At 64.3% G+C, this 15,321-nt stretch carries 11 protein-coding genes; 6 read left to right on the top strand and 5 right to left on the bottom strand.

Annotation, left to right across the window (positions count from 1 at the left end; translation table 11 throughout):
- Nucleotides 1-123: 123 nt before the first annotated feature.
- Nucleotides 124-1,377 carry an urea ABC transporter substrate-binding protein gene (gene urtA, locus ACQ4WL_RS02040; protein WP_436507726.1) on the bottom strand — a complete coding sequence of 418 codons (1,254 nt, stop codon included), beginning with the start codon at nt 1,375-1,377 and terminating at the stop codon, nt 124-126.
- A gap of 200 nt (nt 1,378-1,577) precedes the next feature.
- Nucleotides 1,578-2,384, bottom strand: a complete 807-nt coding sequence (locus ACQ4WL_RS02035; RefSeq protein ID WP_436507725.1) for a DUF4349 domain-containing protein — start codon at nt 2,382-2,384, stop codon at nt 1,578-1,580.
- Nucleotides 2,385-2,705: 321 nt separating this feature from the next.
- Here ACQ4WL_RS02035 and ACQ4WL_RS02030 point away from each other — a divergent pair, with 321 nt between their 5' ends.
- Genes ACQ4WL_RS02030 through ACQ4WL_RS02020 form a run of 3 tightly spaced genes read left to right on the top strand, consistent with a single transcriptional unit; the run spans nt 2,706 to nt 7,923 of the window.
- The gene (locus tag ACQ4WL_RS02030; protein WP_436507724.1) at nt 2,706-3,275 is read left to right on the top strand and encodes a DUF2760 domain-containing protein; all 570 of its coding nucleotides are present in this window, start codon (nt 2,706-2,708) and stop codon (nt 3,273-3,275) included.
- Nucleotides 3,272-5,143 carry an Hsp70 family protein gene (locus tag ACQ4WL_RS02025; protein WP_436507723.1) on the top strand — a complete coding sequence of 624 codons (1,872 nt, stop codon included), beginning with the start codon at nt 3,272-3,274 and terminating at the stop codon, nt 5,141-5,143. Before ACQ4WL_RS02030 ends, ACQ4WL_RS02025 begins: the two co-directional genes overlap by 4 nt.
- A 2-nt stretch (nt 5,144-5,145) precedes the next feature.
- On the top strand, nt 5,146-7,923 hold the full coding sequence (locus ACQ4WL_RS02020; RefSeq protein WP_436507722.1) for an Hsp70 family protein: 2,778 nt from the start codon (nt 5,146-5,148) through the stop codon (nt 7,921-7,923).
- Between the two features lie 29 nt (nt 7,924-7,952).
- On the opposite strand, the gene ACQ4WL_RS02015 is transcribed toward ACQ4WL_RS02020, so the two are convergent.
- Both ACQ4WL_RS02015 and ACQ4WL_RS02010 read right to left on the bottom strand, forming a co-directional pair.
- On the bottom strand, nt 7,953-9,521 hold the full coding sequence (locus tag ACQ4WL_RS02015) for a CHASE2 domain-containing protein (RefSeq protein ID WP_436507720.1): 1,569 nt from the start codon (nt 9,519-9,521) through the stop codon (nt 7,953-7,955).
- Between the two features lie 79 nt (nt 9,522-9,600).
- On the bottom strand, nt 9,601-10,920 hold the full coding sequence (locus tag ACQ4WL_RS02010) for a serine hydrolase domain-containing protein (RefSeq protein WP_436507719.1): 1,320 nt from the start codon (nt 10,918-10,920) through the stop codon (nt 9,601-9,603).
- Between the two features lie 238 nt (nt 10,921-11,158).
- Here ACQ4WL_RS02010 and ACQ4WL_RS02005 point away from each other — a divergent pair, with 238 nt between their 5' ends.
- Nucleotides 11,159-12,301: a sigma-54-dependent Fis family transcriptional regulator gene (locus tag ACQ4WL_RS02005; protein WP_436507717.1), complete on the top strand. Its 1,143-nt coding sequence runs from the start codon at nt 11,159-11,161 to the stop codon at nt 12,299-12,301.
- A gap of 143 nt (nt 12,302-12,444) precedes the next feature.
- Nucleotides 12,445-14,253, top strand: coding sequence for an NAD(P)-binding domain-containing protein (locus ACQ4WL_RS02000; protein ID WP_436507716.1), 1,809 nt, complete (start codon nt 12,445-12,447; stop codon nt 14,251-14,253).
- 143 nt (nt 14,254-14,396) lie between these two features.
- Here ACQ4WL_RS02000 and ACQ4WL_RS01995 read toward each other — a convergent pair whose 3' ends face one another.
- On the bottom strand, nt 14,397-14,963 hold the full coding sequence (locus tag ACQ4WL_RS01995) for a YceI family protein (RefSeq protein WP_436507715.1): 567 nt from the start codon (nt 14,961-14,963) through the stop codon (nt 14,397-14,399).
- A 26-nt stretch (nt 14,964-14,989) separates the two neighbouring features.
- Here ACQ4WL_RS01995 and ACQ4WL_RS01990 point away from each other — a divergent pair, with 26 nt between their 5' ends.
- Complete coding sequence (locus tag ACQ4WL_RS01990; RefSeq protein WP_436507713.1) at nt 14,990-15,217, top strand: hypothetical protein; 228 nt, start codon at nt 14,990-14,992, stop codon at nt 15,215-15,217.
- The last annotated feature ends 104 nt before the right edge of the window (nt 15,218-15,321 follow it).

Genomic DNA, 15,321 nt, shown 5'->3' with positions numbered 1-15,321 from the left:
TTATTGAAGCAGATGTCTCGATGGACATCCTTACCCCCCAAGGCAAGGACAGGGGTCAGACCCGGCGGGTCTGACCCCTGCTCTTTGCCTGGGGTTGCGATGACGATTCGACGCGCAAGCTCTTTACAGCTTCTGCTTACCCTCATTGCCCTTGATATACGGGCTCCATGGCTGGGCGCGGATCGGTTCCTTGGTTTTCCACACGACATTGAATTGCCCATCGGCCTTGATCTCGCCGATCATCACGGGCTTGTGCAAGTGATGGTTGGTCGGGTCCATGGTCAGGGTAAAGCCAGACGGCGCCTTGACGCTCTGCCCGGCCATGGCGGCGATCACCTTGTCCGTGTCCGTCGATTTGGCTTTTTCCACCGCTTGCGCCCACATGTGGATGCCCACATAGGTCGCTTCCATGGGGTCGTTCGTCACCACGGAACCCGCGTTCGGCAATTTTTGCGCTACGGCATACGCCTTCCACTGCTTGATGAAAGCCGCGTTGACGGGATTCTTGACGGACTCGAAATAATTCCATGCCGCCAGGTGGCCGAGCAAGGGCTTGGTATCGATGCCGCGCAGCTCCTCCTCGCCGACGGAAAACGCGACGACGGGCACGTCCGTGGCTTTCAAGCCCGCATTGCCCAGTTCCTTGTAGAACGGCACGTTGGAATCGCCATTGATGGTGGAAATGACGGCCGTCTTGCCGCCCGTGGAAAACTTCTTGATGTTGGCCACGATGGTTTGATAGTCGGCGTGACCGAACGGCGTGTAGACCTCGCTGATATCGCTATCCTTGACCCCTTTGCTTTTCAGAAAGGCGCGCAAGATCTTGTTGGTGGTGCGCGGATACACATAATCCGTGCCCAGCAGCACGAAGCGTTTGGCGCCGCCGCCATCCTTGCTCATCAGGTATTCGACGGCGGGAATCGCCTGCTGGTTCGGCGCGGCGCCCGTATAAAACACATTCTTTTCCAGCTCCTCGCCCTCGTATTGCACCGGGTAAAACAACAGGCTGTTGAGTTCCTTGAACACGGGCAAGACGGATTTGCGGGATACCGAGGTCCAGCAGCCGAACACGACGGCAACTTTATCCTGCGCCACCAGCTGGCGCGCTTTTTCCGCGAACAAGGGCCAGTTCGACGCGGGATCGACCACCACGGCTTCCAGCTTCTTGCCCAGCACGCCACCCTTGGCATTGATTTCCGCGATCGTCATCAGGGCCACGTCTTTCAGCGACGTTTCGGAAATGGCCATGGTGCCCGACAGGGAGTGCAAGATGCCCACCTTGATGGTGTCGGCGGCCAGGGCTGCCTGCATGGTGGTGGACATGGCCAGGGCCAGTGCGCCGGCGGCGGCCGCTTTCAGGATGATGCGTCGTGACATGGGGACTCCTGTGAATGGTTCGTGGGGGTCGAGCTGGGCATACGATGTTGTTAAAGCAGAATGCATGCCAACGCCGGCAGGCGTGCGCCATGGTGCATGCGGCTCTCGCCGCACGAAAAAAAACCTGGCTGCACAAGGACTGTGCAGCCAGGTTTCAAATTGCCGTAAAACGGTGCGCCGAAGAAGTTAATCCATACGCATCAATCCTTGCGCGGCAGGCCTCTCAAGCGGCGCCAGCCCTTGCGTCCCAGCGGGAACAGCAGCACGAAAGCGATCAGCCACGGCAGGATGTAGGCCATGGCCGTGATGGCGTTGGCCACGCCTTCCGACAGGTTTTCCGTGAAATTGCCCAGCGCCCGCTTGACGGGGCGCCAAAACGACTGCTTGCCTTCGGCGCTGATGGCCACAGTCAGCAAGTCTGTGTCGATGCGCTGCATCAACAGCGCATTGGCCGCCGTCGCCTGCTCCAGTTCCACTTGCACGGTGGCCAGTTCCTTGGTCACTTTGATGAGGGCGTCGACGTTCGTGCCCGAGCGCTTTTCCAGGTCTTGCAGCTGGGCCTGGTATTGCTTGAGCATGTCCAGGCGTTTCTTGCTGTCGAGCACAGGACGACCCAGGTCTTCCACCTTGGTGCCCTCGCTGGTGACGACGCCTTCGGCCGCGACCAGCGCGACGAGCTTCTTGATGCCGGCCGGCTTGGCGCGCATGCTGATGCGCGCATGTAGGTAACGGCCACTGTCGACGCTCGAGTCGAGCAGCAGACAGCCGTTTTCCGTATCGGCCTTGCAGGCGGCGACCACTTTTTCATACAGGGGCCGCACTTGCGCCTCGTGCGTATCGACGCTGACATTGTGTTCATAGGCAAGAAACTCGCTGCCTTTTTCCTTGCCATCGAGGCGCGCGGCGCTAGATTGCCCGCCGCTCTCGCCCTTGCTGCCGCAGCCGGCCAGCACGATCATGCCGGCCACTGCCAGCAGCCGCATGCCTGTGTATAAACGGGTGTTCATGGATTCCTCTTGTTATCTTGTTAGTTAAGCGTGATGCGTGGCCTTGCGCATGCCAAGTTTATTGCCACATAAAAATCATGAGGAAAAAACAAGGGGCGATTTTAGTCGAAAGACGGGCCTATCCGCTGTTCTTCTGCGCCAGCGCAATAAAAATGCGGCCTGTTCCCCGCAGTGAGCGGCCGCTGCGGCTTTGGCGCCGGCGCCGTAGCTGGTATCATGCGGGCAAACGCAGCCGGCCATATTGGCGCGGCACATGCACTACCCTGCGAAGCGGCCCCCGCCGCCGACGCCACCCCTACAGATCAGAGAAACGAGTTCCCTATGAACACTTCATCGTCCCACCCATCGTTCTGGCGCCGCATCCCGCTGGCTTTCGGCGCCTTCTTCAGCACCCTGTCGGACGCCGCCTATGCGGCCCGCGTGGAAAAACTGTCCTTGCCCGAGGCCGCCCCCGTGGTGCCGGTGGCCCCTGCCCCGGCACCAGCCGCCGCACCCATCATTTTGAAGGAAGCGACACCGGACGCCGCCCTGCAATTGCTGGCCCTGCTGCAACGCGAAGCGCGCCTGATCGACTTCACCCAGGAAAACCTGGGCAGCCATGCCGATGCCGACATCGGCGCGGCCGCCCGCGTGGTGCACGAAGGCTGCGCCAAGGTGATGCGCGAATACTTCACCATCGAGGCCGTGCGCCAGGAAGCCGAAGGCAGCCGCATCGTCCTGCAGGAAGGCTTTGACAGCGCCCAGGTACGCCTGACGGGCAACGTCGTCGGTTCCGCGCCATTCACGGGCACACTCAGCCACCGCGGCTGGCGCGCCTCCAGTGTGCGCCTGCCGAAACTGATCGAGCAGCACGACGCCGCCATCCTGGCGCCAGCCGAGGTGGAACTGTGAACGATACCGTCAACCCTGGCCCGCGCTACGCCATCGGCATCGACCTGGGCACCACCCACAGCGCCCTGTCGTATGTGAACCTGGTCGAAAGCGATGGCGAACAGTCCAGCCATGGCGTGCTGAAAGTGCCGCAATTATCGGCGCCCGGCACCGTCGAAGAGCTGCCTCTGCTACCTTCCTTCGTCTACCTGCCGCACGCCGACGAAGTGGCGGCGGGCGACCTGGCCCTGCCCTGGGTCACCGAGGAAGCCGAAGCACCGTTCGTCGTGGGCGAAATGGCCCGCAGCCGCGGCGCCACCACGCCCATCCGTCTGGTCTCCAGCGCGAAAAGCTGGCTGTGCCACCCGGGCGTGGACCGCCGCGCGGCCATCCTGCCAAACGACGCGCCGGCGGAAGTGGCGCGCATTTCGCCCATCACGGCCGCCACGCGCTACCTGACGCACTTGCGCCAGGCCTGGGACAACGCCCACCCGCAAGCGCCGTTCGCCGAGCAGGAAATCACCGTCACCATCCCCGCCTCGTTTGACCCGGCCGCGCGTGAGCTGACGATGGAAGCGGCGCAGGCGGCCGGCTACACCGCATTGACCTTGCTGGAAGAGCCGCAAGCGGCCCTGTACAGCTGGATCCAGACCAGCGAAGGGCGCTGGCGCAAGGAAGTCAAGCCGGGCGACATCATCCTGGTCGTCGACGTGGGCGGCGGCACCAGCGACTTTTCGCTGATCGCCGTGCTCGAACGCGATGGCGTGCTGGAACCGCACCGCGTGGCTGTCGGTGAACACATCCTGCTCGGTGGCGACAATATGGACCTGGCACTGGCCCACCTGGTGGCCCGCAAGCTGGCCGCCAACGGCACCACCCTCGACGCCTGGCAGATGCGCGCGCTCACTTATGGCTGCCGCAGCGCCAAGGAAAGCCTGCTGGCCGACAGCGGCATGGAAACGGCACCGATAGTCGTGCCGAGCCGCGGCTCGAAACTGATCGGCGGCTCCATCCGCACGGAACTGACGCGCGCGGAAGTGTCCACCTTCATCCTCGACGGCTTCTTCCCGCAGGTGGAAGCGTCGAGCCGCCCTGCCGTGCGCACGCGCGCCGGCCTGACGCAACTGGGCTTGCCATATGCGCAGGACGCGGCCATCACGCGCCACCTGGCGGCGTTTTTGGGCCGGCAATTGGCGGCCACCAGCGAACTGGAAGGTTTTGCCGGCCGCCAGGCGGATGGCGCCAGCTTTTTGCACCCGACGGCCGTGCTGTTCAACGGCGGCGTCTTCAAGTCGGACCTGCTGGTGCAGCGCATCATGGCGACAGTCAACGACTGGCTGTACCTGGAAGGCGCGGAACCGGCGCGCATGCTGGCCGGGGCCGACCTGGACCTGGCCGTGGCGCGTGGCGCCGCCTACTACAGCTACGTGCGGCGCGGCCATGGCGTGCGCATCCGCGGCGGCACGGCCAGCGCCTTCTACGTCGCCATCGAATCGGCCATGCCGGCCATCCCCGGCATGGAACCGCCGATCCAGGCCCTGTGCGTAGCGCCGTTTGGCATGGAAGAAGGCAGCGAACTGGAACTGCCAGGCCAGCAATTCGGCCTGGTGGTGGGCGAACCTGTGCACTTCCGCTTCTTCGCCTCGTCCACGCGGCGCAACGACCAGATCGGCGACCTGCTCGATTTCTGGGGCCCCGATGAATTGCAGGAGCTGAGCGAAATCCAGGCGACGTTATCCGCCGAAGGCCGGTCGGCCGGCGACGTGGTGCAAGTGAAACTGCACGCGCGCGTCACGGAAGCGGGCACGCTGGAGCTGCTGGCCGTTTCCCCTGACGGCGCCGAGCGCTGGAAAGTGGAATTCGACGTGCGCGGCACGCCGCAGCCATAAGCATGCGCAGCGCTGTGGGCAAGCCGGCCTTCCTGGTCGGCATCGACCTGGGCACCACCAACACGGTAGTGGCCTATGCCAATGCGGCCGATGCGCAGGCAGGAATAAACCTGTTCGCCATCGAGCAACTGGTCGCTCCCGGCGAAGTGGGCGCACGCCCCCTGTTGCCCTCGCTGCGCTACCACCCTGCCGCCGGCGAACTGGCGGCGGGCGACTTGCAGCTGCCGTGGCCACAAGTCGAGGCGGCGGGCGAGGAACCGCCAGTGCTGGGCGCGCTCGCGCGCCAGCTCGGCGCCCAGGTACCCGGCCGGTTGATCACCAGCGCAAAGAGCTGGCTGTCGCATGCGAACGTGGATCGCCAGGCGCCGATCTTGCCATGGGGTGCCGATGCCGAGGTGTCCAAGGTGTCGCCCGTGGCGGCCAGCGCCAGCTACCTCACCCATGTACGCGCCGCCTGGAATCACCGCTTTCCCGACGCGCCCCTTGAAGAGCAGGAACTGGTGCTGACCATCCCCGCCTCGTTCGACGAGGGTTCGCGCGCACTCACACTGGAGGCAGCCCGCATGGCGGGCCTGCCCACCTTGCGCCTGGTGGAAGAACCACAGGCGGCGTTCTATGATTACCTGCAGCGCCGGCGCGCCACCTTGCGCGACGACCTGGCCAATACCCGCCGCATTTTAGTCTGCGACGTGGGTGGCGGCACCACCGATTTCAGCCTGATCGACGTCGCCTTCGGTGACGATGGCGAACCGCAGCTCACGCGCAGCAGCGTGGGCAACCATTTGATCCTTGGCGGCGACAATATGGACCTGGCGCTGGCCCACCTGGTGGAAACGCGCATGGCGGCAGGTGCCGAAGGCGGCATGAAGCTGTCCGCCGCGCGATTGTCGCAGCTGATGGAACGCTGCCGCGCCGCCAAGGAATTGCTGCTGTCGAACGATGCGCCGGAGAGCGCCAGCGTCACCCTGCTGGGCGCGGGCTCGCGCCTGATCGGTGGCAGCCGTTCCATCGACATCACGCGCGAGGAAGTGGCGACCCTGGTGGTCGACGGCTACTTCCCAAAGGTGGAACTGGGCGAGGTGGCCAGGAAAGGCCGCGCCGGCATCGTCGAATTCGGCCTGCCGTATGCCCAGGACGCGGCCATCACGCGCCACCTGGCCAGCTTCCTGCAGCAGCACGCCGGCGAACTGCCAGACACCCTGCTGCTGAACGGCGGCGTGTTCCGCGCCGATGCGCTGGCGCGACGCCTGGCCGAGACGCTGGCGCACTGGCGGGGTCAGCCCCTGACCATACTGCACAACGATAATCCCGACGTGGCCGTGGCCCGTGGCGCCGTCGCCTACGCGCTGGCGCGTCGTGGCCAGGCGCCGCGCATCGGCGGCGGTTCGCCGCGCAGCTACTTCCTCGTGCTGGGCGAAGCGGGCAAGGAACACCGCGCCGTCTGCATCCTGCCCCGTGGCAGCACCAGCGGCGAGGAAATCTGCCTCACGCAGCGCCTGTTCGCGCTGCGCCTGGGCCGGCCCGTGCGCTTCCACCTGGCCACGTCCCTCTTTGAGGCGGGCACGCCGCCGCAACTGGGCGAGATCATCGACCTGGATGCCGGAGAATACTTGCGCCTGCCACCGCTGGCCAGCGTGCTGCAAGCGGAAGGCGGCGACAAGCGCGACATCACCGTGCAACTGGCGACAGTCATGACCGAGGTAGGCACTTTGGAAGTGCACTGCGTGGCCGCAGCCGATGCCAGCCAGCGCTGGCTGCTGGAATTCCAGTTGCGCGCTGGTCAGGAAGAGCAAGGCGATGGCGAGGCTCACGCCGTCTCGCCACGCATCAAGGAAGCGGTCGAGAAGATCGAGCGCATCTTCGGCGGCAAGGCGCAAAAGGTCGACACCAAGGACGTGCGCCAGCTGCGCCAGCACTTGGAACGGGGGCTGGGCGGGCGCGAGAGCTGGGATACGCCATTGCTGCGCCAGCTGTTCGACGCCTTGCTACAACGCGCGCGTGGCCGGCGCCGCTCCGCCGAGCACGAGCGGGTCTGGCTGAACCTGGCAGGCTACTGTTTGCGGCCCGGCTACGGCGACGCGCTCGACCCGTGGCGCATCGAGCAGCTGTGGGCCCTGTTCGACACGGGTATTCAGCATCACAAGGACAGCCAGGTGTGCGCCGAATGGTGGACCCTGTGGCGCAGAGTCGCCGGCGGCTTGAGCACGCAGCAGCAACTGCGCCTGCTCGACGACTTCGCCTTCAACCTGCAAGCCGATGCGGCCCAGCGCGGCAGCCGCCCCGTCACCCTCGTGAACGGCAGCGACGACGACATGCTGCGCCTGGGCGCCTCGCTCGAGCGCATCCCGGGCGCCTACAAGGCGGAAGTGGGCGCCTGGCTGCTGAAACGCCTGCAAAAGGCCAGCAAGAAGGAAGAAGCGGCGGATACGAATACCCTGTGGGCGCTGGCCAGGGTGGGCGCGCGCCAGCCCTTCCACGGCAGCGCGCATGAAGTGGTCGACAGCGCCACCGTGGCCGAATGGCTCACTATGCTGCTGGCGCTGGACTGGAAAAAAGTGGAACCGGCGGCGTTTGCCGCTACCCACCTGGCACGCATGACAGGCGACCGCTCGCGCGACATCGCCGACGAGCTAAGGGCAACCATCCTCGCCCGCCTGAAAGCCGTCGGCGCCCCGCCCCTGTGGCAGGCCATGGTCAGCGAAGTGACGCAGCTGGATGAAGCTGTTACCAAGCGCATGCTGGGCGAGGCGCTGCCGCCGGGGTTGAAGCTGATCGGCTGATCGGCTTCCAGCGCAGCCTGTCCCCCACCCTACACCAGCGCCACCACCAACACCAACACCGCCAACGGTGCCTGCACCAGCACGATGCCGGGATGCGTGCGACGCAGCTGGGCCCAGACGGACAGGCCAGGCACTTCTTCGTGCGGATGGTGGGCTTCGTCGCGCAGCGACATCGCATGCAGGAACATGCCGGCGATCAGCGGGCCGGGGTTGACCCACCAGCCCTGCTCGAGCAAGCCGCGCGACAGGTAGATGGCCAAGGCGCCGATGACGAACGGCGACGCCCAGACGGCGGCCAGCATCAAGCGGATGCCATAGAATTCAGCCAGGGTGCCCATGCGGTGCAGGCGGCTGAAATCGTGGTCTTGCATGCGCCGGTCGATGGCCAGTGCGGCACGGCCGTACAGCGTCCACAGGCCGCCGAACAGGCAGCCCAGCAGCACGCCGATGACGATGTCGGCCACGAACACCGCATATTTGTTGACGTCGGCCGTGCCGATGCCCAGCGACGTGTGGGCGGCCGCATGCAGGTGCAGGCCGGCCTGCTCGCCTTCGGCCGTCGTATAACGGTCGCGTACGTCGTACGTGCTGCCGATATACACGACGTTCTTGCGCAGTGTATCGTCCGCCACGCCAGCCTGGTCATCGATCAGTTTGACGCCCGCGCGCGTGGGGTTCAGGAATTGCGGCGCCACGGCGGCCGGGTGAAACGGCGCGGTGACGGCGTTCTGTTCGGCCGCCGCCTTGGCGTCGCCGTGGATCACGGGTTCGAACGCCCAGCGCGCCAATTCCTTTTCACTGTCCGTGCGCCGCGCCAACTGGCACACGCGGCCAGCCAGCGCCAGCACTTCCTTTTGCTCGGACAAGACGGCAGGCATGGGCTGCTTCTGCTCTTGCTCGTCGGCGCCATGCGCCAGCTCGAAGGCCACGGCCGCCAGCACAGGACTTTTCAGCTCGATGCGCGTGACGGCACCCATGCGTTCGCGGATCTGCGGGCTGGCGAAGTGGATGCCGGCCGCGCAGCGCGCGCGTATCCAGGGCAGGTTCGCATTCCGGTCCGATTGTTCGGGCAGGATCAGCACCAGTTGCCGGCCATCGGCGGCCAGCCGGTCGAGCAGGCGGTCCAGCGGCCGCTCACCCGCCTTGTGCTGTTCATACACGGCCGGCGCCAGGTCCAGGTCGATGGCCAGCACCTTGCTGCCGCGCGCGGCAGCGCTGGCGATCAATTGCTCCAGGCGTGAACGCTCCAGCGGTTCACGCTCGTCGAAGACCCGTTCGAACGCGGGCTGGTCGATTTCGATGATGCCGGGCCGGTAGGCGGCGCCCGGGTCCTTGCCCCGGTTCAGCAGCTGCCCCTGTTCCGCGCTGGCGCGCAGCATCGCCGCATCGAGCCATTCGAGCACGTGAAAACCTTCCAGCGCCAGCATCAGCGCGGCGATCAGGCTGGCGCCGATCACGTGGTGCAACAGATGCGTGCCCGTCAGTTTGAAGGCCGAGCCTAGCTGGGCGATTGGCCACAGCAGGCGCCGCCAGAGCGGCGGGTGCGGTTGATCTGGCGAGCTGGTTTCCACGGTGTGCTTCCCTTGCGTGCGGCGCATGAATTTCCATTCAGGCAACAGTTAATGACAAAAGGATAGTGTATTCCAGTTGTGCCCAGCCCGCCGCACGGCTGGCAGCCTATTTCGGCTTGGCCAGCAGCAGCTTGCCCAGCGCGTCGAAGGCTGGCGTGGTGGTCGGGTCGTTGGCCGCATTGGCCGCCGTCGGCGTCGACGCAAAACGCACGATCACCATTTCCGCCTTCGGATCGATATAGATGCGCTGGCCGTACACGCCGCGCGCCATGTAGGCGCCATGGTCGTTATGCGTGACCCACCACATGTCGCGGTAGCTCCAGCCCCTGAGCAAATCGTAGCCGCCCTTGGCGAACAGCTGCTTGTCGCCGCCGCGGCGGATATCCTCGACAGCCGCCTTGGGCAAAATCTGCTGGCCGTTGTAGCGGCCATCATTGCGCAGCATCTCGCCGAAGCGGGCCAGGTCGCGCAAGCCCGCATTCAAGCCGCCGCCGGCAAACGGCGTGCCGGTCGAATCGACGGTCATGTAGGCATCCTGCTCGGCGCCCAGCTTTTGCCAGATATGCTCGGACAGGTATTCGTTGACGCTCTGCCCCGTGACACGGGCGATGATCCAGCCCAGCACGTCGGAGTTGACCGTGCGGTAGCCGAACGCCTCGCCATGCCGGCCTTCGTGCTGCACCATTTGCAGGTACTCGAAATAGCTGCGCGGCCCCGTGTAATCCTTGGGCTTGGGCAGCGGGCTGCCGGCCGCCGCATGCTGCCACACTTCCGCTTTCGGGTCGGCATAGTCTTCGCTGAATTTCAGGCCCGTGGTCATGTCGAGCACCTGGCGCACGGTGGCGTCGCCAAACGCCGATTTGGCCAGTTCCGGCACATACTGTGCCACTTTCCTGTCCGGATCGAGCTTGCCTTCGGCCACCAGCGCCGCGCCGATGGTGCCCATCACGGACTTCGTCACCGACATGGCGCCATGCTGGCCACTGTCCTTCAGCACGCCAAGATAACGTTCATACACGATGCGGCCCCGGTGCAGCACCACGATGCCATCCGTGTAGTTGGCGCCCAGCGACTGCTCCCAGGTCATGGTTTCCTTCGCGCCCAGGGGCGTGAAGCGCAGGCTGTCGATATCCTTGCGCAGCGCGCGCGGCAAAGGCACGGGCGCGGTCAGACCGCGCGACACCTCCACCGTCGGCATCAGCTGGCGGAAGTGCGACACGCTCCAGCGCAGCTGGGGGAAATTGAAATAGCTGCCATCGTCGAAGCGGATGATTTTATCGGCTGGCGGCGGCGCGCCCACCATCCATTTCAATGCAGCCGGATCGCTGGCGGCGGCCGACAGAGGCGCTGCCGCATGGGCGCCGGCGGCCAGTGCCAGGCAGGCTGCAGCCAGAGCCAGGCGGCGGGTTGGTGGCAGTGTCTTCATGCATATTCTCCTGTCATGGCTGGCGCCGGCAACGGCGCTCGCTTCATGCGATGGATGCTAACAGAGAAACTTTTTATCTTGCCACACAGCCCCCTGTTGTGCGGCCCACGCACTGAGACAAACGTCTCACGCGCGCGCCATGCTGCAGCGCAGGATGCGCTGCCCGGCGCTTCGTGCTAAAAACGGAGACAACAAGCAAAACACCATCAAAACCAGACACGAGACACTGGAGAGCGCCATGCCCTACGTCCGCCAGACCAGCCATATCGACCGCGTGCGCGACCTGATTGCCGGCCGTATCGTCAATCCAGGGGCCGACACGGCCAGGCTGGCCTCGTCGTACCGGCGCTCGCTGGACGACTACCGGCTCGACCCCGCCTCCACCACGGGGCCGCGCATCCTGACGGGTGCCGAACTACGCGCCATCCAGCAGTCCGAGGAAAATTTTCTGCGCTCCACGGGCCAGTGCCTGCCGCGCCTGCACGCCATGGTGCGTGAAGCGGGCTACTGCGTCATCCTCGCCAATGCGCGCGGCGTGACGATCGACTACGCGGTCGACACGGACCAGCGCAAGGATTTCAAGAAGGCGGGCCTGTATCCCGGTTCGTGCTGGTCGGAAGAAGAGGAAGGCACCTGCGGCATCGCCTCCGTACTGCTCGACCACGAAGCCATCACCGTGCACAAGACCGACCATTTTCGCGCCGCGTTCACGGGCCTCACGTGCAGCGCCGCGCCGATCTTTTCGCCGCATGGCGATTTGATCGGCGTGCTCGATGCCTCGGCCTTGAATTCGCCCGACGCGCGCGACAGCCAGCGTCTGGTTAGGCAGCTGGTGCGCCAGGGCGCGACCCTGATCGAGGACGGCTTTTTCCTGAAATCCTACAGCCATTGCTGCATCCTGCTGGCGCACCGCAACCGCCACTTCGTGGAAGTGCAGCCGGAGATACTGCTCGCCATCGACGAACATGGCAACGTCGTCGCCGCCAACGGCTGCGCGCGCGACGTCATCGGGGGCCTCGATAGCCTGCCGCGCCCCGTCGCCGAGGTACTGGAAGTGCGCGCCGAGCGGCTATTCGATGCGCGCGCGGGACGCAGTCTGCTGTCCTTGCGCCTGGCCGGCGGCAGCACCTGGCTGCACGCCCGCTTGCGCGCGCCGCTGCGCCAGGCCAGCGCGCGCCTGCGCGCCACAAGCGAGGTACCGGCGGCCGAAGAAAGCGTGGAATACACGCCGCCGGAGCTGGCCGAGCGCACGCGCATCGTCAACGCCATGCATGCGGCCAAATGGCGCCCACTGCAGGCGGCGGCCATGCTGGACATCTCGCGCGCCACGCTGTACCGGCGCCTCAAGCACTTGAAAATCGTGGCGCCGCACCGGCAGTAAGCAACAGAAAAAGCTGAGATTTCCGTCTCAAACGCCGCCATGCTGCACTGCAGGATGCGGGGCCAGAACGCCAGTGTTACAACATCGTCAGCGGCAACACAGCCGCATCCCATCATAAAGTCAGCAGACTTGGAGGAGACACGATGCAAACCGATAGCAACCCGCACGACCTGGCCGTGGCCGGCATCCTGGAGCAGCTCGAAGGCTGTCTTCGCGCCAGTGACAGCAAGGGCGCCGCACAGCTGTTCGAACCAGACGGCTACTGGCGCGACCTGGTGCTGTTTACCTGGAACCTGAAAACCCTGGAAGGCCGCGAGCAGATCGCCGCCATGCTGGCCGCCCAACTGGGCGCCGTGCAGCCCGTTTCCATCCGCATCGCCGACGGCGAACATGCGCTGGAAGCCGGTGGCGTGCTGCAAAGCTGGATCACGGTGGAAACGAACGTGGCGCGCGGCGTGGGCTTCCTCCGCATCCGCGACGGCAAGATCTGGACCCTGCTCACCACCATGAGCGAATTGAAGGGTTTTGAAGAAGCCAAGGGCGGCCGGCGGCCCATGGGCGCGGAACACGGCGCACGCACGGACCGCAGCAGCTGGCTGGAACAGCGCGAGCAGGAAGCGACGGAACTGGGCTACGCGCGCCAGCCCTACTGCGTCATCATCGGCGGCGGCCAGGGCGGCATCGCGCTGGGTGCGCGGCTGCGCCAGCTCAATGTCCCAACCATCATCATCGAGAAAAATGCGCGTCCCGGCGACAGCTGGCGCAAGCGCTACAAGTCCTTGTGCCTGCACGACCCCGTCTGGTACGACCACATGCCGTATATCCCCTTTCCGGATAACTGGCCCGTCTTCACACCGAAGGACAAGGTCGGCGACTGGCTGGAGATGTACACCAAGGTGATGGAGCTGAACTACTGGGGTTCGACGTCATGCGAATCGGCCAGCTTTGACGCAGCTACCGGTGAGTGGACGGTGCAAGTGCTGCGCGACGGCCAACCCGTCACCCTGAAGCCGAAACAGCTGGTGCTGGCCACGGGCATGTCGGGCAAGGCGAACATGCCCAAGTTCAAGGGCATGGACGTGTTCCAGGGCGAACAGCAGCACTCGTCGCAGCATCCGGGGCCGGACGCGTATGTCGGCAAGAAAGTGGTGGTTGTCGGCGCGAACAATTCCGCGCACGATATCTGCGCCGCCCTGTGGGAAGCGGGCGTGGACGTGACCATGGTGCAGCGCTCGTCGACGCACATCGTCAAGTCCGATTCCTTGATGGACCTGGCGCTGGGCGACCTGTATTCGGAACGGGCGCTGGCGGCCGGCATGACGACGGCGAAGGCCGACCTGACGTTCGCCTCGATTCCATACAAGATATTGGCTGACTTCCAGAAACCCGTCTTCAAGGCCATCCGCGAGCGCGACGCGGATTTTTATGCACGCCTGGAAGAACGGGGCTTCATGCTCGACTTCGGCGACGACGATTCCGGCCTGTTCATGAAATACCTGCGCCGCGGCTCCGGCTACTATATCGACGTGGGCGCCTCGGAGCTGGTCGCCGACGGCAAGATCAAGCTGAAAAGCGGCGTCGGCGTGCAGGAGCTGAAAAGCCATTCCATCGTACTGTCCGACGGCACGGAACTGCCGGCCGACCTGGTGGTGTACGCCACCGGCTACGGCTCCATGAATGGCTGGGCGGCCGACCTGATCTCGCCCGAGGTGGCCAACAAGGTGGGCAAGGTGTGGGGCCTCGGCTCCGCCACGACGAAGGACCCGGGTCCGTGGGAGGGAGAACAGCGCAATATGTGGAAGCCCACGCAGCAGCAAGCCTTGTGGTTCCACGGCGGTAACCTGCACCAGTCGCGCCACTACTCACAATACCTGTCGCTGCAGCTGAAGGCGCGCATGGAGGGGCTCGATACACCCGTGTATGGGCAGCAGGAGGTGCATCACCTGTCCTGAGCCACTGTGTAGAGACGAAAAAAAGGCGGCGGACCGATGTCCGCCGCCTTTTTACGTTGCAGCGAAAATGTGGGGTCAGACCCGCCGGGGGAATGTTACCCAATGGGGAACATTCCAATCACGCAGTGACTGACCCCAGCAGTTTATTGTTTGATCGCTTCGATAGCGAAAGTCAAGGTGACATCATCGCTGACGGCTGGCGCATATTTGCCGGCGTTGAATTCCGTGCGCTTGATCTTGGCCGTGGCGTTGGCGCCGCAAGCGTCTTTCTTCAGCATCGGGTGCGGTGCGCAGGTGAACGAAGTGACGGTCAGGGTGACTGGCTTGGTCACGCCTTTCAGGGTCAGGTTGCCTTCCACGGAGGCCAGCTTGTCGCCATCAAAGTTGAACTTGGTCGATTTGTAGGTGGCGACCGGATACTTGGCCGTGTCGAGGAAGTCTTCGCCCTGGATGTGCGAGTTGAACAGGGTCGAACCCGTATCGACGGACTTGGTGTCGATCAGCACTTCGACGGCGCCCGTCTTGGCGGCGCGGTCCAGCGTGACCTTGCCGGTGGTGTTATTGAAACGGCTTTGCTGCGTCGAGAAACCCATGTGGGTGTACTCGAAGCGGGGGAAGGTGTGGCTGCCATCGATGACATAGACTTCAGGAGCGGCAACGGCGGACAGCGAGAAGCCGGCGGCGGCGATAAAAGCGAGCAGTTTTTTCATTGTAAATTCCTGATTGGGAGTGGAGGATGTCAAAACCGCAAGCAGCTGCAGGCGAACGGCGCATGCGGCTGATTGTCTGGCTTCAGTTGCAACAGATTATGCATGGCATGAAGATCGATGTAAAACGGAAAATATGCCTAGTTAGCATCGATAAAATCGATAATAAGGACGATACTGGCCGCGACAGCGCCTTCTGCTGCCGATTATTGTCTGCATTGTCAAAAATATCCAGCGTTATCCAGCGCCTCAAATAATACATTAATGAGAATGATTCTTGTTATTATTCTATGAGATGGTTATCATCGCGGCCCTGGCGGGCATGCAGCGTCGCCTTGATTCATCCATAATAGAGCCGAAA

The organism is Janthinobacterium kochi (assembly GCF_051380715.1).
GTDB lineage: Bacteria > Pseudomonadota > Gammaproteobacteria > Burkholderiales > Burkholderiaceae_D > Janthinobacterium.
Note: the sequence above shows the minus strand (reverse complement) of the source record. Positions and strands in the feature narration are given on the sequence as shown.

Coding starts and splice junctions, on each gene's coding strand:
- ACQ4WL_RS01995 (WP_436507715.1), bottom strand. CDS start 14,963: ATGAAAAAACTGCTCGCTTTTATCGCCGCCGCCGGCTTCTCGCTGTCC.
- urtA (WP_436507726.1), bottom strand. CDS start 1,377: ATGTCACGACGCATCATCCTGAAAGCGGCCGCCGCCGGCGCACTGGCC.
- ACQ4WL_RS02005 (WP_436507717.1), top strand. CDS start 11,159: ATGCCCTACGTCCGCCAGACCAGCCATATCGACCGCGTGCGCGACCTG.
- ACQ4WL_RS02010 (WP_436507719.1), bottom strand. CDS start 10,920: ATGAAGACACTGCCACCAACCCGCCGCCTGGCTCTGGCTGCAGCCTGC.
- ACQ4WL_RS02020 (WP_436507722.1), top strand. CDS start 5,146: ATGCGCAGCGCTGTGGGCAAGCCGGCCTTCCTGGTCGGCATCGACCTG.
- ACQ4WL_RS02035 (WP_436507725.1), bottom strand. CDS start 2,384: ATGAACACCCGTTTATACACAGGCATGCGGCTGCTGGCAGTGGCCGGC.
- ACQ4WL_RS01990 (WP_436507713.1), top strand. CDS start 14,990: ATGTCAAAACCGCAAGCAGCTGCAGGCGAACGGCGCATGCGGCTGATT.
- ACQ4WL_RS02015 (WP_436507720.1), bottom strand. CDS start 9,521: ATGCGCCGCACGCAAGGGAAGCACACCGTGGAAACCAGCTCGCCAGAT.
- ACQ4WL_RS02000 (WP_436507716.1), top strand. CDS start 12,445: ATGCAAACCGATAGCAACCCGCACGACCTGGCCGTGGCCGGCATCCTG.
- ACQ4WL_RS02030 (WP_436507724.1), top strand. CDS start 2,706: ATGAACACTTCATCGTCCCACCCATCGTTCTGGCGCCGCATCCCGCTG.